We start from the raw sequence: 19,631 nt of genomic DNA, 5'->3' as shown, positions 1-19,631 counted from the left end.
GATTTATCATCCTTTGTTTTGTTTTACTTTTCTAATCTTTGTGAATCACGAACGGTCTTAGGGACAAGGGTTAAACGCTTAATATCTGAGATACTAATAATAGCTGACATATTTTTTTGAAAATTCTTTAAAATGAGTTTATTAGCCTCTTTATCATATTTGACAATATCACCTGTAAAACTTTTGTCCAAATAGATGACATGGACAGCTTCGTTCTCTTTCTGTGCTTGTAAAATAGTATGTAATAATTGGTTCGTTTTTAAAACAATATCAGGAGATTTTTTACTTGGTTCAACAAATTCCCTAATATGCTCAAAAATAGTTCGTAGAAATTTTTTCATAGCATTTTCTCTAAAAAATTGTTAGAATGATTATACCTTATTTTAGATTAAATTGAAATAGCTAATTAAAAATTGTAGGCAAAACGATCAATTCTAAAATTTTTTTACGAATAGATAAATAGGAGGGATTTATATGGCAGAATTTACATTTGAAATTGAAGAAAAACTTTTGGTCTTATCCGAAAACGATAAGGGTTGGACTAAGGAGCTCAATCGCGTTAGTTTTAATGGCGCTCCAGCAAAATATGATATTCGCTCTTGGAGCCCCGATCATACCAAAATGGGTAAGGGTATTACACTGACGAATGAAGAATTTGATGTCTTAGTCAATGAATTTAAAAATAGTTGCAAACATTCATGATTGCTATTGTTATACAATCGTAAGCATACAAAAACAGGCTCTAAATATCTGTAGTGGGAAATTAAGTTCACTGCAAGGTTGATAGAGCTTTTTTCATCCATTCAATTAAAAACTATAATATCCTTCATAGATGAACTTACTGCAATTAACGCTGATTCATCAAAGCTGACTATTAAAAAATGGTATTGATGATTAATTGCAAGTTGAGGATTGTTAATACAGTAGCAACTCCATAAGCTAGATAAGTATTCCACTTGGCATTAACAAATTCTCCCATGATTTTCTTTTGTGATGTAAAATAAACCAGTGGAAAGATAGAAAATGGCAAAGCAACTGACAGGAAAACTTGTGAATAGACAATCAGCTGATCCAAAATCTTTTCCTGACTGCCATAAAGAATAGCTGCTATCAAAACAGGTAATAAGGCCAAGAGACGTGTTACTAAGCGAATGAGCCATTGAGGCATTTTGAGATGTAAGAACCCTTCCATAACAATTTGTCCAGTTAATGTACCAGTAATGGTTGAATTTTGTCCACTAGCTAAAAGAGCGATGGCAAAAAGAGTTGAAAGAAAAGAACTGGCAACTGCTCCAGCAATGTGATTATTGGCTAAAGCATTATACATTTGTGAAAAGGCACTGATTTCACTGGCATGTCCATAAAAAAGCGATGCCCCAAGAATTAAAAGAAGAGAATTAACAATAAAGGCGAGGCTTAATTGAAGATTGGAATCCCAAGTCATGAATTTAACGGCCTGAGCAATGGAAGATTTTTGCTTATAATCAACTTGACGTGTCTGAGAGATAGATGAGTGCAGGTATAAATTGTGAGGCATTACAGTTGCACCAATGATACCAAGTGCTAAGGTCAACCTACTGTTAGTAGCTGCTTGTGCTGAATCAAAGATAGCAAACTGAGGAATATAACCCTTAATAATACCCGAAAAACTTGGGTGAGAAATAACAACTAAGTAAACAAAATAACTAGAATGGTTAAAATAAGAGTTGAGACGATGGCCTCAATTTTTCTAAATCCCAGTTTCATAATAGATAGAAGTAAAAAAACATCTAAAATGGTAATAAAGATCGAAAAAAGCAAAGGCCAACCAAACAGGAGGTGTAAGGCAATCCCTGAGCCAATAACTTCGGCTAAATCTGTTGCCATAAGGGCTAGTTCAATAACAATAAACAAAAGATAACGCAATCCCTTAGGGAGATGGGCGGCGGTTGCCTGTGCTAAATCTTGTCGTGAGACAATACCCAGTTTGCCAGCCATTTGCTGCAGCTGCATGGCAATAAGTGAAGACAGCAAAACAACTGATAACAGCAAGTATTTATAACTTGCACCACCAACAACGCTAGTAATCCAATTTCCCGGATCCATATAACCAACAGCAACTAGTGCTCCGGGTCCTAAAAAAGCTCTCAAAGTTGTTAAAAAAGAGGCATTTTTAGGAACACGGACGCTCTGATTGACCTCGCTGAGTGATTGCTTTTTTGGATGAGCTTTCATTTTGAAAATCTCTTTTCTAATCTAATTTGGATTAATTGCATTATAGCATAAAAAGCAGCATATGTTAAGTATGCTTAAAAATTTAAAAGGTATACCTATCAATGCTGGATATAAAGCGCTTTGGAGTTAATAAAGAGTTTGTAAGGTTACTGACAGTATAAACACAAGAAAGAATTATGGAAAATTAATCAGAGATATCTAAACAATCAGATTGCTAAAAGAAAAATACTTGAATTTACAGTTAATTCCCCAAGTTCTTGATTTGAGTAGGTATGATAGAAGGAGCATACATATTAGCAGAAAATGATTATCATCTCATTGAATCAAATGGAAATTTTAAAATGCTGAAATGACTGTTAGAAGTACGTGAAGAAATCAAAGCAAGTAAAGACTATTAAGTATTGATAACAATGCTTGAACCTATTTTTGTCAAGATGGTGAAGTGCTCCATCAAAAATAAGTAAGAAGAAAGTGAAACTGTTGGACTAAAGCTCTTCATTCTCTTTTTGATTTAAACTTACTTTATTAGTAATGATGTTGGTTAGGTATTCTTTAAATCATTTGGAACGACTGTCTCTGAGACCGATAAGTAGAAAAACAAGTCCCAGCGCTGAAAAAATTAATTTTGAAGAAAAGAGACCATAGACAATAAAAATAGCAGCTGATAGGTAAGAAATATAATATCGTTTCATGTTGATTATGCTTTCATTAGCAGTTGATTTTTCTGAACTGTAATTATTGTTATTATAGCATAATGGACTGAAAAATATATTATCAAGATTACTGTACTCAAAAAAATAGATTCCGATTGAAGATAAAGCCCTCTTTTTTATCATGACGGAAAGACTCGTTTGGATCTTGCTCTTCGCTCATCAATAAACGAATGAGTCTTAAAGTTTGCAGAACTTAAAAAACTTTACTGAAAAAGAGATTTATCTATATTCCAATATTGAATTTTTAATAAATTAATAAGTTATCTATATCCTAAATACGCTAATTTTTGTTAACTTAATTTTTAACAATTTTAACATTGCTATTGTTTTTAGATTACAATGCTGGAACTTCCATAGTATTTCATTTTATAAAGTGTTAAACTTGATTAAAATAATGATAATATAGAAGGAGCTTCTTATGATATTTGAAAAGCAAAAACACTTTAGTTTACGTAAACTAAAGTTTGGTTTAGTTTCAGTTGCGATCATAGCTTTCTTATTTGCTGTAACAAAGACTGTAGAAGCTGACGTGATGGTGACAACTGAACAAAGGCAAACAAGTGAGATTAACTCCAGTTCCCAAGAAGTGGAGAATCAGACTTCAAATCAGGTGGAAGTAAAAACGGATAGTGTAAACAGGGATCCTCAAGAAAAGACAGAAAGTGTTGCAACTGATGCCCCTTCAATGAATTCAGCTAATAATACAAGTCAGTCTGACAAACAAAATACTGTTAATGAAATATCTTCAGATAGTCAGCAAACGAAAGCAGATGAACAAACTGATTTACCGCAAAATAGCTTTAAACAACAATCCACTCATGTTAAAATGACTACTGAAGCAGAAAAAAAACCGTCACATTCGACTAATACCTTTGTTAATGATGGTAATGGTAATTGGTATTATCTTGGTGCTGATGGTAAAAATGTTACAGGCCGTCAAACGATTGATGGCAAGGTTATGTACTTTGCTCAAGATGGTAAGCAAGTTAAGGGTGCTTTTGCTCAAGACTCGGATGGAAATAAACATTATTATGACAGAGATAGTGGTGAGATGTGGACTAATCGTTTTGTCAATGATCAAGGCAATTGGTATTATCTTGATAGTGATGGTGTCCCTGTCACCGGTAGTGTTACTGTCAATGGTCAGTCTCTGTATTTTAATTCGGATGGTAGTCAGGTTAAAGGGAATTTTGTTGAAGAAGATGGATCCTCGCATTATTATGATAAAAATTCTGGAGATTTACTGAGAAAGACAAGCCGGACCATTAATGGTGTTAACTACCAATTTGATAATGATGGAAATGCAAAGGCGATTGACAAAATTGAGGTTGTTAAGACCAGTCTTGTAGTTGATAGTTATGAATTTGGTCCTTCTGTTTCAAAGATTATTCTTGAGTTCAATCATAAGGTAACTCCTGCTGTTGTTCATGCTGGTGCAATGGTAACAACTGCTGGAGTTCAAAGAAAAATTCTTAATTCTTATGTCTCTAATGCTTCAGGACATGTGGTTTACTTTGATAGTAGCCATTATGTGACACTTGAATTAGATATTCCTTATGATCCAAATGATAGCAGCAAAAACGCATCACCCTTTATTTTTGACTCAGCAGCCTTTCGTAATAACTGGGTCAACAGTTATACTGTCAAAGTAGATAATTTGCAGGTGCAAGCAGATGGTTCTAATAGCAGTCAAATCATCAGTTCAGAGCAAGATGCTATCAATAATCGTTTCTTGCCTACAACGGATCGTTTTTCAGAACGTGGTAGTTATGGTAATTTTAATTATGCCGCCTACCAACCAGAAACAGCTATTGGCGGTGAGAAGAATCCATTGATTGTCTGGTTGCATGGTATAGGAGAAGTAGGCACTGATATTAATATTCCGCTTCTAGCCAGCAATGTGGCTCGTTTAACGGAAGATCCTATTCAAAGTCATTTCACTTCTACAGGTAGTGGTAGTCAAAAGGGAGCCTATGTGCTAGTTCCTCAAAGTTCAACTCCTTGGTCTCAAAATCAAACAGCTAGCTTAATGGCGCTCATTAAAGCCTATGTAGCAAGCCATCCAGATATTGATAGCCGACGCATTTATTTGGCAGGCGTTTCTAATGGTGGCGGTATGACTCTGGATATGGGAGTTGCCTATCCCAACTATTTTGCAGCCTTAGTTCCTATTGCTGCTTCCTATAGTAATCAATTAGCAGATAATCAGATTACCGCTGCTGCTTTGAAAGCTCTGAAAGGTCAACCAATGTGGTTGATTCATACACGGGCTGATAAAACAATATCTACAGATAGTAGTGTTCTACCATTCTATAAAGAGTTACTTCAAGCTGGCGCACAAAATAAATGGTTTTCCTATTATGAAACTAATGTTGGCAAACATCACTCTGGCGTCACTTATAACGGTCACTGGTCTTGGGTTTATTTCTTGAATGATCAAGTAACTGGCGTTCAAAATACTGATAACGCCAAGAATTGGTCTGGACTTTCTGGCATGGTTGCGACCAATCCAACCTATGGCGGTGATGCCAAAGCTACTGTCAATGGCAGAACTTATAGTAATGTCTTTGATTGGCTAAATGGTCAGCGAAGAAGGTAACGATAAACGAAAAGTACTAGAAGAAGTAAATCTAGTGCTTTTTTATGGAGTTAAAACGAGATATTTTTCAAATTATGATTGAAACAATAAGTAGAAAACTTCCAGATGAATTTAAACTTAATTATACATATCAAAAGCTCCTGCTGGAATTATCCAATAGGAGCTGATAACGATCTATAAGTTTGCTATTTTCTCTATGCTATCTCTTATTTCATCGTTGGGAAGAGTAAGACATCGCGAATGGTTGTTGTGTTTGTTAAGAGCATGACTAAGCGGTCAATACCAATGCCAAGTCCGCCTGTTGGTGGCATGCCGTACTCAAGGGCTTCAACATAGTCATAGTCAATGCCTGTAGCTTCGTCATCTCCCAATTCTTTGGCAGCTGCTTGAGCTTTAAAGCGTTCCAATTGATCAATTGGGTCGTTTAATTCAGTGAAGGCATTTCCGTATTCCTTAGTCATAATGAAAAGTTCAAAACGGTCTGTAAAACGAGGATCGTCTGCATTTTTCTTAGCTAGTGGTGAAACTTCAACAGGATGGCCATAAACAAAGATTGGTTGAATGAGTGTTTCTTCGACGAATTCTTCAAAGAAGGCATTGATAATGTGTCCAACAGAAGTATAGTGTTTTTCAAGTGGAACATTTTTTTCTTGAGCAAGGGCCTGTGCTTCCGCCAAGGTCATTTCTTTCCAAAAATCAACACCAGTCACTTCCTTGATTAAATCAACAATGTGAGCACGTTTGAAGGGTTCATTAATCTTAATTTCGGTACCTTGATAAGTAATAGGGCCATCACCCTTAACGGCTTTAGCAGCATGTTGCACAATACCTTCTGTTAAATCCATGATGTCTTCAAAGTCAGCATAGGCTTGGTAGACTTCAATTGAAGTGAATTCAGGATTATGAGTGGCATCCATTCCTTCATTACGGAAAATACGTCCCATTTCGTAAACTCTTTCCATACCACCAACAATCAGTCGTTTTAAATGCAGTTCCGTTGCAATACGAAGAACCATATCCATATCTTGAGCGTTATGATGGGTTGTGAATGGTTTAGCAGCAGCACCACCAGCTTCATTATGAAGGACAGGTGTTTCTACTTCTAAGAAACCAAGACCATCCAGATAGCGACGGATTTCTGAGATGATCTTTGAACGAGTGATAAAGCGTTCTAGACTCTCGCGGTTGGAAATTAAATCGAGATAACGCTTGCGGTAGATGGTTTCAACATCCGTTAAACCATGGAATTTTTCAGGCAGCGGACGCAGTGCCTTGGAAAGATGCGTTATATGCATAGCTTTGATGGAAAGCTCGCCCATATCTGTACGCATGATTTCACCTTCTACACCTAAAAAGTCTCCAATATCAGCCTTTTTAAAAATTTGATAATTATCATCGCCAACAGTATCTTTACGGACATAAATTTGAATTTGACCTTCGCGGTCTTGCAGATGGGCAAAGCCAACCTTGCCTTTACCTCGCTTGGTCATCAGACGCCCAGCAATGGTAGCTGTTTCATTGATGTCATGTAATTCTTCTTTTGATTTGTCAGCATATTTTTCTTTTAATTGACCAGAAGTAGCCGTACGTTCAAAACGCTTGCCAAATGGATCTATCCCTTGTTCAGCCAAGGCTGCCATTTTTTCGCGGCGGACAATTTGTTGGTCATTCAATTCTTCTGTATGTTGATGTGACATGTCTTCCTCCAATAAGTTTTCCTATCTATTTTATCATAAAATAAAAACATGTGATATAGGAAAATCTGCTAAAATGCTTTATTGCAGATAAAAACTAGGATTAGTTATCTTCGTCTTCAAAAGAACACTATCTATTCTAATTAAAAGTTATTGTTACAAAAGGTTTTTGCATCACATATTTTACTGTTATTTTGTCGTGTTAAAAGTCTTTTAATGGAGCATGAGAGCATGTAATTATAGTGAACTTGGGCTAAACCATGAACGATGATGAATAATTATTAAAAATTAGGATACCTGTTAGTGGTTGACAAACATTTTATTTAAACAAAGAGCATTAAAATGTATAAAGAATAAGAAAATCAGTTGACAATAAGGGCATAGAAATTGTACAATTAAGTAAATAATTTGTAATATTTACGAAATCTTACATTAATTATTTCCAATTTTTAATTTTAGTAAAATATTAATACTAAGATGAAAAGTAACTAATGGTAATTTAGGAGGATTATTGATGAAGAAAAACACCTTTGGACAAATGTTGTCATGTTGGGTGCTCTTGTGGTACCGATAATAGTGCAAACAAGGGCAGTAGCCAATAACTTTTATGCTGATCAAACTAACGCTCAACGTGCTGATATCACCAATTGGGTAGCTAGTACCCCAGAGCAAATCAACCACAACATCTTATCTCAAAACATTAATGTCAATCATTTAAATGGTGAACGTTATATTATACAGTGGGGTGATACTCTTTGGGGAATTTCACAAGCAACAGGTATCTCTATTCAAAAACTGGCCTATGATAATAATATTACCAATGTGGATTTGATCTATGCAGGAGATATTTTAATCCTTAACCGTGATGGTAAAGTTCCTACAAGTTATACTTATAAAGGTACAGGTTATTATTGTGCTCATACTTCAATTAATATTAATCATTTTTATGGAGATGATAATAGCGTTGTGATTATCAATAATACTTCTTATTATGCTGATAATCATATCGAACATAATTATCCTGTTGACAATAATGAAAATAGTGATTCTCAGAAAGATTCAACAATTTCTAAAGATGATTCATCATTTGCTAAGAAAAAGACTGAAGACAGTAGCAAAGCTTCTTCGAATAAAAAATCAGCAAACGCTAAAGAAAAACATTAGACGAAGATACCTACCAAGACGCTGTTCAAAAAGAGATTAATAAACTTATTCATAAAAAAGTTGAAGAAGGTGAGATTACTTTTCTCTCACATGATCCAGCAGATGCTGAAGCAATCACCACTAAAACAGAAGATTTAGAAGAAAAAGTCTTGTATGACCAACAACAGGTGCAGTTAGACAATGTCACCTATACTGAAAGATCCGCTAAAGAAGTTGCTAAAAAAATTTACAATCAATTAATAAAAGATGACTATCTAACAGAATTAACAGATGCTCAAGCCGTTCAATTAGATGTTGAAAAAGAAAATAACACAAGCCTCCTCTTTAACTTAAAAGTTTATAACAAATCTGAAACATCAACGACAGAGAGTTCATCAAAAGACAAAGACGGAGTAGCTACAGATAGTTCAGACAGCGATAATGATAAGAACAGTGATTCAACAATATCTAGTGAACAATCAATTGATTCAAATGATAATCAATCATCAAATGCAACGACCCAATCAATTGATGCTGCTTCTGATTATTAAAAATAGTGGGGGAAATGATGACAAAACGTAAATTAATAAAGATTATTATTGCAGTCTGTCTTGTCTTAGCTATTGCTGGAGGTAGTTTTTACTACTATGCCAGCCATCATGTTGCTAAAATGATTCCAGGTCATGCTTATCAATATTCTAGTGTTTTTGAGGGCAAAGAAAATAACCGTGTAATGTATGTCGCCTTTTCTAGAACTAGTGATAAAGTCATTGTGACACAGGATAAGACACTTGCCTTGAAGGCTGTTCAAGGTGAGAAACAGTTTGATAAGATCTATAAGTCTCAAAGTAAAAATGCGTCTTGGAAGTATAAAGCAAATGACAATAAAATGACCTTAGGTAAAGTAGAAGGCAAAAAGCTTTCTCAATGGCAATACAATAGCATATTGGCCTATGGAAAGCGATTCATTTCTTATAGTTTTACTTATCAGATTTCTGAAGCTGGTCAAGGACAAGTCAAACAAAAAATGTACTTTAAACAAATTGATTAGAAATAATAAAGGACTTGAAAACTAAGTCCTTTTTGAGTATCTTCAGGTATTAATTAAGATGATTGATTGTGACCGCAGCCAAAAAATGTTAATAATGTTTTTAATAAAAGGGAAATTTGATAATATGGTAAGGAAATTAGAAAAACTTTGAAAATTCTCTAAAAAATAGTATAATTTCCTAGAATTAAGATTTAGAAAGACAAACTTATGATTACTGCGATTGTTTTTGATGTTGATGATACGATCTATGATCAACAGGCACCATACAGAATTGCCGTGGAAAAATGTTTCCCCGATTTTGATATGGCAAATATAAATCAGGCTTATATCCGTTTCCGCCACTATTCTGATACAGGTTTTCCACGTGTTATGGCTAATGAATGGACAACTGAGTATTTTCGTTTCTGGCGCTGCCAAAAAACCTTGTTGGATTTTGATTATCGGCAGATTGGCAAAGAGGAAGGTCAGTATTTTCAAGAAGTCTATGAAAAAGAACTTGATCAGATTAGTATGTTGGATGAGATGCGCTTGACTTTGGATTTTCTTAAAGAAAAGAATATTCCCATGGGAGTCATTACAAATGGGCCGACTGAGCATCAATTAAAAAAAGTTAAGAAGTTAGGCCTTTATGATTATGTTGATCCCAAGCGTGTCTTGGTTAGTCAAGCAACAGGTTTTCAAAAACCTCAAAAGGAAATCTTTAATTTAGCTGCTGAGCAGTTTGAAATGAATCCAGATACCACTTTGTATGTGGGAGATTCTTATGATAATGATATCATGGGAGCCCATGATAGTGGCTGGCATTCTATGTGGTTTAATCACCGTGGCCGTCGTTTAAAGGCTGGAACGAAACCTGTTTTTGATTTGCAGATTGATTCTTTTGAACAGCTTTACGGTGCAGTCAAAGTTTTGTTTGATTTGCCTAGTCATAAATTTATTTTTGACGCCAATGATTATACTAATCCTATTTTGCAGCTGGGGATTAACAATGGTCTAATGATGGCGGCAGAACGTTTGCTTGAAAGTAATATTAGTATTGATAAGGTCGTTATTTTGCTTCGGCTAGATAAAAATCAAGAAAGAATACTGCGTTTAAAATATGCAAACTAATAAAGAACATTATTAATTGCAGGAGGTGGACAAGTCCAGCCCTTAGTGATAGAAGAAGATTTTACTGATTTGGGGTTGAAGGCTGAAGGTTATATAAATAGCTATTTGTGTTATGAGACAATAATAAGGCAATCGTGTGTGGCTTAGCAGAAAGCACATACGATTGCCTTTTTCGTTTCTCATAAAATCAGTGATAGAGTAAAAAATGTTTAAACACTATACCTTCAGTATTTTCTCAACCTATATTTATTGTAAACTGGAAAGTTAGATTAGGAATTTCCAGTTGCTTTTATTGGATAAACTTGTTATTTTGATGATGTAGTTGTTGAGGATTCCTTTGATGATTCTTCTGGATGTAGTTCTTTATAACTTGGTGCCTTGTATAGATCTTGAGTTGATTTGTTACCATTTCTACTATAAAGACTAGTTGAATTCTCGCCTAGTTTCTTTTCAATCTTCTTTAACTTCTTCAAGGAATCTTTTTTATATGAAATAGAACCGATATCAATTGGTTTTAGACCACTGTCCTTGTCAAAACGCAGTAGATCACCTGTTTGAATGTTATCGCTTGTATTTAGTTGTTTATCTGCTGCATCACGAAGTTCTTTCAGTTTAGCAGTTGTCGCTTCGTCTGGATTTGTAATTTCAACACCTGTTTTAGTGTCGTAAATACGGCCGCTGTAACTCGTATAATTAGGTGTAATATAATTACCCTCGGAACGGAAAGCAACAAGCTGCTTGTTGTTAGGAGATAGTAAATCTTGTCCTAGTTCAATATAATTTTTATTGTCAATACCTAAAAGGTGAAGCAGTGTTGGCAAAGCATCAACTTCTCCGCCATAGGTGTTACTGATAAATCCTTTATCTGTTCCGGGAACGTGAATCATATAAGGAACACGCTGTAACATAGCATTGTTGTATTCAGTCCAAGTTTGTGAATCCTTGCCTAAAAGCGGTGCAAGATCAGTATTTCTTGAATTAGCAATACCATAGTGGTCACCATACATGACAACAATGGAATTTTTGTATAAACCAGAGGCTTTTAAGTAATCAAAGAAATCTTTGATAGCAGCATCGAGATAGTTAGCTGTAGCAAAGTAGCCATTAATTGTTTTATCTTCTGTTTTAGCAAGAGGAAAGCCAGTATCATCACCATCTAAACTTTGATAAGGGTAGTGGTTCGAAACGGTAATAAATTTTGTGTAGAAAGGCTGTTGCATGTGTTCCAAGTATTTAATGGAATCTGCAAACATAACTTTATCATTAAGCCCATATTGGAAAGAGTTGTCCTTGGTCATTTTGGACATATAGGATTGATCAAAGAAATATTGATAGCCTAATTGTTTATAGGCGTTGTTACGGTTCCAGAAAGTACCGATATTACCGTGAAAGACAGCACTGCTGTAATTGTTGGTATCCTTTAGGATATGCGGTGCAGCCTGCTGTGTATTGTCACCTCCGTATTGAACGAAGAAGGAGCCTTGGTTTAAACCAAAGAGTGACGTTTCCATTAATGTTTCGGCATCAGAAGTTTTTCCGGCTTTAACCTGATGGAAAAAGTTTGAAAAAGCAAATGTTTCCTTAGAATGGTAAAGTGAATTCAAGAAAGGTGTTACTTCATATTGTTTGCCATCAACATTGAGCTTATAGTCAATCAGAAATTGCTGAAAACTTTCTAAATGAAGCACAATGACATTTTTACCCTTTGCAAGTCCGTAGTATTTAGCGTTGGGAGCGGCATAATGTTCTTTTACGTATTTTTTAACAGTATTGAATTCAGAAGCAGTTGCTTCTGAGCGTACTTTTTGTGTTTGGTAAGTTTGATTAGCACTATAGGCACTGAATGCTGGCAGCCCTAAAGCACGGACAACATAAATATTTGAAAAACCACGTGTTAGTAATTCAGGCCGATCAATTTCAGCCATGAAAAGATTGACAGAAAAAAGGAGACCTGAGAGAGCAGAAATAGCAACGCTAGCTCTTTTGTTGAAAGGCCTTTGGTCAAAAGAAAGTTTTCTAAAAGAAAAAAGAGTGATTAAGATGACATAATCCAGAATATAGACAGCGTCCCAAGGTCTCAATAAATTAAGAGCAGAGGCTCCTAAACCAGCAGAAGTCTTGCTGCTTGCCAATGCTGCACTAACTGTTAGAAAGTCTGAAAATTCTCGAAAGTAAATAGAATTAGCAATGAGAAGAATATTGAGTAGGGTATAAATAACAATCGCAGTGAGATAAAAGATGCGTGTGTTTTTGATATAAAGTGCCAGTCCTAACAGCAGCAAACTAATAGGAATGGGGTTTATTAGTGTCAGAAAAAATTGATATGATTTATCTAAATCTAAACTAAAATCAACATTATAAGCCCAAATTGTTTTTAGCCAATAAATGAATACAAGCGTTAAAATAAACCCTAAACGGGTATTAACAGCGCTTAAGAGAAATTTAGCGATTTTTTTCATTATATGATTTCCTTACCATTTTCAAGATAAAATCTTATTTTTTAATTATAACATAATTTTATTTTTGACAGATGACAGAAATGTTTTTTTAAGGAAGAAATTTTCTGAATTTTTTGTTATAATGTTTGATATGAATAAACTTATGGTGGGTTCTTTTGCGGAGAAAAAACTTAAACGAGGGGTGCAATTATTAAGTAGCAGAGATTATCCAAATTTACATTTGGACAATCAAGTTGTTCAGCTATATTCTGACGCAGATATTTTTTTAGGAACAGCCTATTTATCAAAGCAAAATAAAGGCGTTGGTTGGTTAATCTCATCTAAAAAAGTATCACTTAATGTGACTTATTTTATTAAATTATTTCAACAATCTAAAGATAAGCGGAAAAATTTTGCTCATTCTAAGCTAACAACAGCCTACCGTCTTTTTAATCAAGATGGTGATTTCTTTGGTGGTGTGACAATTGATTGTTATGGTGATTTTGTGCTTTTTTCTTGGTACAATTCTTTTGTTTATCAGATTAAAGATGAGATAGTAGCTGCTTTTTGCCAAGTGTATCCGAATTTTTTAGGTGCCTATGAGAAGATTCGATTCAAAGGGATTGATAATGTTTCTGCTCATCTTTATGGTCAAGAAGCACCAGAACAATTTCTTATTTTGGAAAATGGGATATCTTATAATGTCTTCTTAAACGATGGCCTCATGACAGGTATTTTTTTGGATCAGCGCCAAGTAAGAAATGGCTTGCTTAATGGACTAGTTGCGGGAAAAACTGTTTTAAATCTCTTTTCATACACGGCGGCTTTTTCGGTTGCTGCGGCTATGGGTGGTGCAATGGCAACAACTTCAGTGGATTTAGCTAAACGATCAAGAGCTCTATCTTTGGCTCATTTTGAAGCAAATCATTTGAGTATGGTAAATCATCAATTAGTGGTTATGGATGTTTTTGCCTATTTTAAATATGCTAGGCGTCATCACCTAAGCTATGATATTATTATTATTGATCCTCCGAGTTTTGCCAGAAATAAAAAAGAGGTTTTTTCTGTTTCCAAAGATTATCATAAGTTAATTAGTCAGGGATTGGAGATTTTATCTGAAAACGGTCTTATCATTGCTTCAACGAATGCAGCTAATATGACAGTTTCTCAGTTTAAAAAACAAATCGAAAAGGGTTTTGGAAAACAAAAACATACTTATCTTGATTTACAGCAATTGCCAAGTGATTTTGCAGTAAATGTTCAAGACGAAAGCAGCAATTATTTAAAAGTATTTACAATAAAGGTTTAGGTGTATATGAAAATAGTAGTTCCTGTTATGCCTCAAAATATTGAAGAGGCTAACCAACTTGATTTAACAAGGATTGATAGTACAGATATTATTGAATGGCGGGCAGATTATTTAGTTAAAGATGATATTTTAACGGTAGCACCGGCTATTTTTGAAAAGTTCTCAGGTCATGAAGTAATTTTTACTTTGCGTACAGAAAAAGAAGGAGGAAATATTTCTCTTTCTAATGAAGACTATCTTGCTATCATCCGTGATATTGCAGCTCTTTATCAACCTGATTATATTGACTTTGAATATTTTTCCTACCGTGATGTTTTGGAGGAAATGTATGATTTTTCAAATCTTATTTTGTCTTATCATAATTTTGAAGAAACACCAGAAAATCTAATGGAAGTCTTTTCAGAATTAACAGCTTTAGCTCCGCGTATTGTCAAGATTGCTGTCATGCCTAAAAATGAACAGGATGTTCTTGATTTGATGAACTATACGAGAGGCTTTAAAACGTTAAATCCCGATCAGGAATATGTGACCATGTCTATGTCGAAACTAGGGCGAATATCACGTTTATCAGCTGATTTAATAGGCAGCTCATGGACTTTTGCCAGCTTGGAGCAAGAAAGTGCTCCGGGACAGATTTCTTTGGCAGATATGCGTAAAATTAAGGAGGTTTTAGATGCAAATTGATGGTTATACACGTTTATCAGCTGTTGTCGCGACACCCATTAAACATTCTATCTCACCTTTTATTCACAACTACGCTTTTGAAAAAACTGGTGTCAATGGTGTTTATGTCGCTTGGGATATTCCAGAGTCAGAATTGCAAGTGACTTTAGAAAATATCATGCGTTATGATATGTTTGGCATTAACATTTCCATGCCTTATAAGCAGGCAGTTATTCCTTATCTTGATGAAGTAACGAAAGCAGCAGATTTAATTGGGGCTGTTAATACGATTGTTAATCGTGATGGTAAACTGGTTGGCTACAATACGGATGGCTTTGGTTTCTTTAAGAGTTTGGGAACCTTTGCAGATTTCGATATTGCAGATAAGGTCATGACTATACTTGGTGGCGGGGGAGCTGCAACTGCCATTATTGCGCAGGCAGCCATCAATGGTGCAAAGAAAATTAATATTTTTAATCAAACAGCCTTTCTTGAAGAAACAAAAGAAAAAGCTAAACAAATATCAGGTAAAACAGGCGCTGCTATTGAAGTGTTTCCTGTTGAGGACTTAAACATGATTCAAAAAAAAGTATCAGTATCTGATTTATTTGTTAATGCGACCAATGTTGGTATGGATGGCAAATCAATGATTATTAATGATAGTTTTGAATTTCCACCAAACCTTATGGTTGCAGATGTCATTTATCAACCTTTTGAAACACCATTTTTACGCTTAGTACGCAGTCGTGGGTTAAAGGCTGTGAATGGTTTGGGCATGCTTCTCTTTCAGGCAGCTGCAGCTTTTGAACTTTGGACTGGCAAAGAAATGCCGAGTCAGGAAATCTGGCAGGCTTTAGAAAAAAAGTACAAAACTAAATAATAGGTGATTTTATGAAATTAAATGTTAATCTTCCCCAGAAACCTTACGATATTATCATTGAGAAGGGCAGTCTCTCAAAGGTGGGACAATGGGTTAAGGAACTTTGGCAGCCGCAAAAAATTGCTTTAATAACAGATAACCGTGTAGGTAGTCTTTATGCTGAAAAGGTTAAACTTAGTCTTGAAGATGCCGGTTTTGAAATTGTTGTTTTTGACTTTTTGGAAGGTGAAGCCAGTAAAAATTTGACGATTGTCAATAAGGCCTATGAGTTTTTGCTCAAACAAGGTATGACAAGAAGTGATGGTATCATTGCTCTTGGCGGCGGTGTCGTTGGAGATTTGGCTGGATTTGTCGCTTCGACTTATATGCGTGGCATCCATTTTCTACAAATTCCAACTAGTCTGACAGCTCAGGTAGATTCGTCTATAGGTGGTAAAACAGGAGTTAATACGCCTCTTGCGAAAAATATGGTGGGCACTTTTACTCAGCCAGATGGTGTCTTAATTGATCCAGATACACTCAATACACTTGGTAAGCGTGAACTTATTGAAGGTATGGGAGAAGTGATTAAATATGGTTTGATTGCTGATGTTGAATTATGGGAAATTCTAAAAGATTTAGATGGTTCAACAGACTCTATTTTAGAAAATGCTGAAAAGATTATTTATCATTCTTGCAATGTGAAACGTCAGATTGTTGTTGAGGATGAATTGGATAATGGTGTTCGTCTTTACCTCAATTTTGGTCATACTATTGGTCATGCTATTGAAGCGACTGCAGGTTATGGCAAAGTTATGCATGGCGAAGCCGTGGCTATTGGGATGGTTCAGATTTCGCGTATTGCTGAGGCAAAAGGACTCATGCCGCAAGGAATAACAGAAAAAATCGAGGCCATGTGTTTGAAATTTGGCTTACCTATTGACTATAGTCCGTGGAATGTTGAGCCTATGTACCAAATATTAAAGCATGATAAAAAAGCGCGTGGTCAAATGATAAAAATGGTTGTTGTTCCCCAACTAGGACAGGCTGCTATCAATCAAATCAGTCTAGAAGAAATGAAAGAGTATTTGGAGAAGTGAGATGAGATATTTTACAGCTGGGGAATCGCATGGTCCTCGTCTGACAGCTATTATTGAAGGAGTGCCAGCAGGTCTTCCTCTAACAGCCGACTATATTAATGCTGAATTAAAGCGGCGGCAAGGAGGTTATGGTCGTGGCGGTCGTATGAAGATTGAATCTGATCAGGTGGAAATCACTTCAGGTGTTCGCCATGGTTTGACTATGGGAAGTCCGATTACACTCAATGTTACTAATCGTGATTTTAAAAATTGGACTGAAATCATGAGTGCCGCCGATATTGAAGATAAGAAAAAATCAATTCGAAAATTAACCAAACCTCGTCCGGGACATGCAGATTTGGTTGGCGGTATGAAATATCGTTTTTCTGATTTGCGCAACAGTTTGGAGCGCTCAAGTGCGCGTGAAACGACTATGCGTGTGGCAGTGGGATCAGTAGCTAAACGTCTTTTAGAAGAACTTGAGATAGCTATTGCTAGCCACGTTGTTGTTTTAGGCGGCATTGAAGTTGATGTTCCTGAAAATCTGACAGTAGCTGAGATTAAAGAACGGGCAAGTCGATCTGAAGTTTCTGTTGTTAACCAAGAACGTGAGCAAGAAATCAAGGATTATATTGATCAGATTAAAAAAGAAGGCAACACTATCGGCGGTATTATTGAAACTGTTGTTGGTGGTGTTCCGGTTGGTTTAGGCTCTTATGTTCAATGGGATCGCAAATTAGATGCCCAAATAGCTCAAGGAGTCGTTTCTATTAATGCTTTCAAGGGTGTTGAGTTTGGCTTGGGCTTTAAGGATGGTTATCTCAAAGGCAGCGATGTCATGGATGAGATTACTTGGTCTAAAGAAGATGGCTATAGGCGTAAATCCAACAATCTTGGTGGTTTTGAAGGTGGTATGACTAATGGACAGCCTATTGTTGTTCGTGGGGTTATGAAGCCTATTCCGACACTTTATAAGCCTTTGATGAGTGTTGATATTGAAACACACGAACCATATAAGGCCAGTGTTGAACGTTCGGACCCAACAGCTGTTCCTGCCGCTGCAGTCGTTATGGAAGGAGTCGTTGCGACAGTTTTAGCAACAGAAATTTTGAATAAGTTTTCTTCAGATAATATGGAAGAGCTAAAAGAAGCCGTGAAAAGCCATCAAAAATTTATCAAAGAATTTTAAAGACTTAGGAGTCCCATACGATAGTAGAAAAGGTCTCTTAAGCTTAGGCTCATAGTGGAGAAGGTATGGAAGAAAAAACAATTTATATTGCAGGACTAGGACTAATTGGTGCTTCGCTTGCTCTGGGAATAAAACGTGCTCATCCTCATTATAAGGTCGTTGGTTACAATCGTTCTGATAGGTCACGTGATATTGCACTTGAGCGCGGAATTGTTGATGAGGCGACAGCTGATTTTAAAGTATTTGCTCCTTTGGCAGATGTCATTATCTTGGCAGTACCGATTAAAAAAACAATTGATTTTATCAAAATTTTGGCAGATTTGGATTTAAAAGAAGATGTCATTATTACAGATGCCGGCTCTACTAAATATGAAATTGTTAGAGCTGCAGAATATTATTTTAAAGATAAGCCTGTGCAATTTGTAGGCAGCCATCCTATGGCTGGCAGTCATAAATCAGGAGCTATTGCGGCAAATGTCAATCTTTTTGAGAATGCTTATTATATCTTTTCACCATCATGTCTAACTAAACCTAATACTATTCCTGCCTTGCAGGACCTTTTGTCAGGCTTACATGCGAGGTATGTGGAAATTGATGCGGCAGAACATGACCGCGTTACGAGTCAAATTAGTCATTTTCCGCATATTATCGCCTCGAGTCTTATGAAGCAGGCCAGTGATTTTTCAGAAAGTCATGAAATGACCAAGCATTTTGCTGCGGGTGGTTTTCGTGATATGACCCGAATTGCTGAAAGTGAACCCGGTATGTGGACTAGTATTCTTTTGACCAATCAAGAGGCCGTTTTAGATCGTATTGAAAATTTTAAGCAGCGTCTAGATGAGATTTCTAATTTGATTAAGGCTAGAGATGAAAATGCTATTTGGGCGTTTTTTAATCAAGGCCGGCAAATCCGTAAAAATATGGAAATTCACAAACGTGCCGGTGTTGATAGCTTTTATGATATTTATGTTGATGTTCCTGATGAAGAAAACGTTATTTTGGAAATCCTCGAATTGCTGAGGGGAACCTCTCTGGTCAATGTTCATATCAATGAAGAGAACCGAGAAGATATTAATGGTATCTTACAGATTTCTTTCAAAAATGAGCGTGATTTAAAACGTGCTCAGGAGTTGATTAGTAAAAATACCAATTATCGTGTTTATTTAAATTAAAGGAGAAAATATGACAGTAAATGTATATGATTTAGCAAATGAATTGGAGCGCGGTATCCGCGCCTTACCAGAATATCAAGCCCTTGTCCAAGCAAAAGCTAAGATTGACGAAGACGAAGAGGCTAAGAAGTTGTGGGCTGAGTTCACAGAATTTCAAATGAAAATCCAGGGTTTCATGCAGTCAGGACAAACACCGACTCCTGAAATTCAAGAAGAAATGCAAAGTTTCGGTCAAAAAGTAGAAGCTAATCCACTATTAAAAGAATATGCTGAAGCTCAACAGGCTCTTGGAGTTTATGTCAATGATATCGAACGCATTATTTTTTCACCTTTACAAGATATTGCCAAATGATTGTGAGAACAGCAGAAGCTTTATAGCGTATAGGAAAATTCAGAGC

15 protein-coding genes and 2 pseudogenes are annotated in these 19,631 nt (G+C 35.8%); 12 read left to right on the top strand and 5 right to left on the bottom strand.

What is annotated here, in order from left to right; genetic code table 11:
- Nucleotides 1-23: 23 nt before the first annotated feature.
- On the bottom strand, nucleotides 24-341 hold the full coding sequence (locus tag SRT_RS06685; protein WP_128833508.1) for a hypothetical protein: 318 nt from the start codon (nucleotides 339-341) through the stop codon (nucleotides 24-26).
- Nucleotides 342-474: 133 nt separating this feature from the next.
- Between SRT_RS06685 and SRT_RS06680 the strand changes: the two genes are divergently transcribed.
- Nucleotides 475-702, top strand: a complete 228-nt coding sequence (locus SRT_RS06680) for a YdbC family protein (protein WP_128833507.1) — start codon at nucleotides 475-477, stop codon at nucleotides 700-702.
- A 172-nt stretch (nucleotides 703-874) separates the two neighbouring features.
- Here the strand turns inward: SRT_RS06680 and SRT_RS06675 are convergent.
- Both SRT_RS06675 and SRT_RS11170 read right to left on the bottom strand, forming a co-directional pair.
- Nucleotides 875-2,214 (bottom strand): annotated as a pseudogene (locus tag SRT_RS06675) (Nramp family divalent metal transporter).
- 557 nt (nucleotides 2,215-2,771) lie between these two features.
- Nucleotides 2,772-2,906 carry a hypothetical protein gene (locus SRT_RS11170; RefSeq protein ID WP_128833506.1) on the bottom strand — a complete coding sequence of 45 codons (135 nt, stop codon included), beginning with the start codon at nucleotides 2,904-2,906 and terminating at the stop codon, nucleotides 2,772-2,774.
- A 439-nt stretch (nucleotides 2,907-3,345) separates the two neighbouring features.
- On the opposite strand from SRT_RS11170, the gene SRT_RS06665 reads away from it, so the two are divergent.
- Nucleotides 3,346-5,526 carry a YSIRK-type signal peptide-containing protein gene (locus tag SRT_RS06665; RefSeq protein WP_128833505.1) on the top strand — a complete coding sequence of 727 codons (2,181 nt, stop codon included), beginning with the start codon at nucleotides 3,346-3,348 and terminating at the stop codon, nucleotides 5,524-5,526.
- 206 nt (nucleotides 5,527-5,732) lie between these two features.
- Here SRT_RS06665 and lysS read toward each other — a convergent pair whose 3' ends face one another.
- Entirely contained in the window at nucleotides 5,733-7,223 is a 1,491-nt protein-coding gene (gene lysS / locus SRT_RS06660) for a lysine--tRNA ligase (protein WP_128833504.1), read from the bottom strand.
- Nucleotides 7,224-7,766: 543 nt separating this feature from the next.
- Here lysS and SRT_RS06655 point away from each other — a divergent pair.
- The 3 genes and pseudogenes from SRT_RS06655 (at nucleotide 7,767) to SRT_RS06645 (ending at nucleotide 10,524) form a co-directional block, all read left to right on the top strand.
- A pseudogene (locus SRT_RS06655) lies at nucleotides 7,767-8,914 on the top strand (LysM peptidoglycan-binding domain-containing protein).
- 17 nt (nucleotides 8,915-8,931) lie between these two features.
- Nucleotides 8,932-9,414, top strand: coding sequence for a Valyl-tRNA synthetase (locus SRT_RS06650; RefSeq protein WP_128834052.1), 483 nt, complete (start codon nucleotides 8,932-8,934; stop codon nucleotides 9,412-9,414).
- 207 nt (nucleotides 9,415-9,621) lie between these two features.
- On the top strand, nucleotides 9,622-10,524 hold the full coding sequence (locus SRT_RS06645; RefSeq protein ID WP_128833503.1) for an HAD family hydrolase: 903 nt from the start codon (nucleotides 9,622-9,624) through the stop codon (nucleotides 10,522-10,524).
- 305 nt (nucleotides 10,525-10,829) lie between these two features.
- Here the strand turns inward: SRT_RS06645 and SRT_RS06640 are convergent, their stop codons facing one another.
- The gene (locus SRT_RS06640; protein WP_128833502.1) at nucleotides 10,830-12,983 is read right to left on the bottom strand and encodes an LTA synthase family protein; all 2,154 of its coding nucleotides are present in this window, start codon (nucleotides 12,981-12,983) and stop codon (nucleotides 10,830-10,832) included.
- A gap of 130 nt (nucleotides 12,984-13,113) precedes the next feature.
- On the opposite strand from SRT_RS06640, the gene SRT_RS06635 reads away from it, so the two are divergent.
- From SRT_RS06635 to SRT_RS06605, 7 genes are all read left to right on the top strand, one after another.
- Nucleotides 13,114-14,271 (top strand): class I SAM-dependent rRNA methyltransferase, encoded by a 1,158-nt coding sequence (locus tag SRT_RS06635; RefSeq protein WP_128833501.1) that lies wholly within the window; start codon nucleotides 13,114-13,116, stop codon nucleotides 14,269-14,271.
- 6 nt (nucleotides 14,272-14,277) lie between these two features.
- Entirely contained in the window at nucleotides 14,278-14,955 is a 678-nt protein-coding gene (aroD, locus tag SRT_RS06630; RefSeq protein ID WP_128833500.1) for a type I 3-dehydroquinate dehydratase, read from the top strand.
- Complete coding sequence (locus SRT_RS06625; RefSeq protein WP_128833499.1) at nucleotides 14,945-15,814, top strand: shikimate dehydrogenase; 870 nt, start codon at nucleotides 14,945-14,947, stop codon at nucleotides 15,812-15,814. Before aroD ends, SRT_RS06625 begins: the two co-directional genes overlap by 11 nt.
- Nucleotides 15,815-15,825: 11 nt before the next feature.
- Nucleotides 15,826-16,893, top strand: a complete 1,068-nt coding sequence (aroB, locus tag SRT_RS06620; protein WP_128833498.1) for a 3-dehydroquinate synthase — start codon at nucleotides 15,826-15,828, stop codon at nucleotides 16,891-16,893.
- 1 nt (nucleotide 16,894) lies between these two features.
- Nucleotides 16,895-18,061, top strand: a complete 1,167-nt coding sequence (gene aroC / locus SRT_RS06615; RefSeq protein ID WP_128833497.1) for a chorismate synthase — start codon at nucleotides 16,895-16,897, stop codon at nucleotides 18,059-18,061.
- A gap of 65 nt (nucleotides 18,062-18,126) precedes the next feature.
- Nucleotides 18,127-19,233 (top strand): prephenate dehydrogenase, encoded by a 1,107-nt coding sequence (locus tag SRT_RS06610; protein ID WP_128833496.1) that lies wholly within the window; start codon nucleotides 18,127-18,129, stop codon nucleotides 19,231-19,233.
- Nucleotides 19,234-19,243: 10 nt separating this feature from the next.
- On the top strand, nucleotides 19,244-19,585 hold the full coding sequence (locus SRT_RS06605) for a YlbF/YmcA family competence regulator (protein ID WP_128833495.1): 342 nt from the start codon (nucleotides 19,244-19,246) through the stop codon (nucleotides 19,583-19,585).
- Nucleotides 19,586-19,631: the final 46 nt, after the last annotated feature.

The sequence above is a fragment of the Streptococcus troglodytae genome (assembly GCF_002355215.1).
Lineage (GTDB): Bacteria > Bacillota > Bacilli > Lactobacillales > Streptococcaceae > Streptococcus > Streptococcus troglodytae.
This window is presented reverse-complemented; position numbering and strand designations above follow the sequence as displayed.

What these genes read in the sequence shown, in the direction of transcription:
- SRT_RS06685 (WP_128833508.1), bottom strand. Translation starts at nt 341, where the DNA reads ATGAAAAAATTTCTACGAACTATTTTTGAGCATATTAGGGAATTTGTT.
- SRT_RS06680 (WP_128833507.1), top strand. Translation starts at nt 475, where the DNA reads ATGGCAGAATTTACATTTGAAATTGAAGAAAAACTTTTGGTCTTATCC.
- SRT_RS11170 (WP_128833506.1), bottom strand. Translation starts at nt 2,906, where the DNA reads ATGAAACGATATTATATTTCTTACCTATCAGCTGCTATTTTTATTGTC.
- SRT_RS06665 (WP_128833505.1), top strand. Translation starts at nt 3,346, where the DNA reads ATGATATTTGAAAAGCAAAAACACTTTAGTTTACGTAAACTAAAGTTT.
- lysS (WP_128833504.1), bottom strand. Translation starts at nt 7,223, where the DNA reads ATGTCACATCAACATACAGAAGAATTGAATGACCAACAAATTGTCCGC.
- SRT_RS06650 (WP_128834052.1), top strand. Translation starts at nt 8,932, where the DNA reads ATGACAAAACGTAAATTAATAAAGATTATTATTGCAGTCTGTCTTGTC.
- SRT_RS06645 (WP_128833503.1), top strand. Translation starts at nt 9,622, where the DNA reads ATGATTACTGCGATTGTTTTTGATGTTGATGATACGATCTATGATCAA.
- SRT_RS06640 (WP_128833502.1), bottom strand. Translation starts at nt 12,983, where the DNA reads ATGAAAAAAATCGCTAAATTTCTCTTAAGCGCTGTTAATACCCGTTTA.
- SRT_RS06635 (WP_128833501.1), top strand. Translation starts at nt 13,114, where the DNA reads ATGAATAAACTTATGGTGGGTTCTTTTGCGGAGAAAAAACTTAAACGA.
- aroD (WP_128833500.1), top strand. Translation starts at nt 14,278, where the DNA reads ATGAAAATAGTAGTTCCTGTTATGCCTCAAAATATTGAAGAGGCTAAC.
- SRT_RS06625 (WP_128833499.1), top strand. Translation starts at nt 14,945, where the DNA reads ATGCAAATTGATGGTTATACACGTTTATCAGCTGTTGTCGCGACACCC.
- aroB (WP_128833498.1), top strand. Translation starts at nt 15,826, where the DNA reads ATGAAATTAAATGTTAATCTTCCCCAGAAACCTTACGATATTATCATT.
- aroC (WP_128833497.1), top strand. Translation starts at nt 16,895, where the DNA reads ATGAGATATTTTACAGCTGGGGAATCGCATGGTCCTCGTCTGACAGCT.
- SRT_RS06610 (WP_128833496.1), top strand. Translation starts at nt 18,127, where the DNA reads ATGGAAGAAAAAACAATTTATATTGCAGGACTAGGACTAATTGGTGCT.
- SRT_RS06605 (WP_128833495.1), top strand. Translation starts at nt 19,244, where the DNA reads ATGACAGTAAATGTATATGATTTAGCAAATGAATTGGAGCGCGGTATC.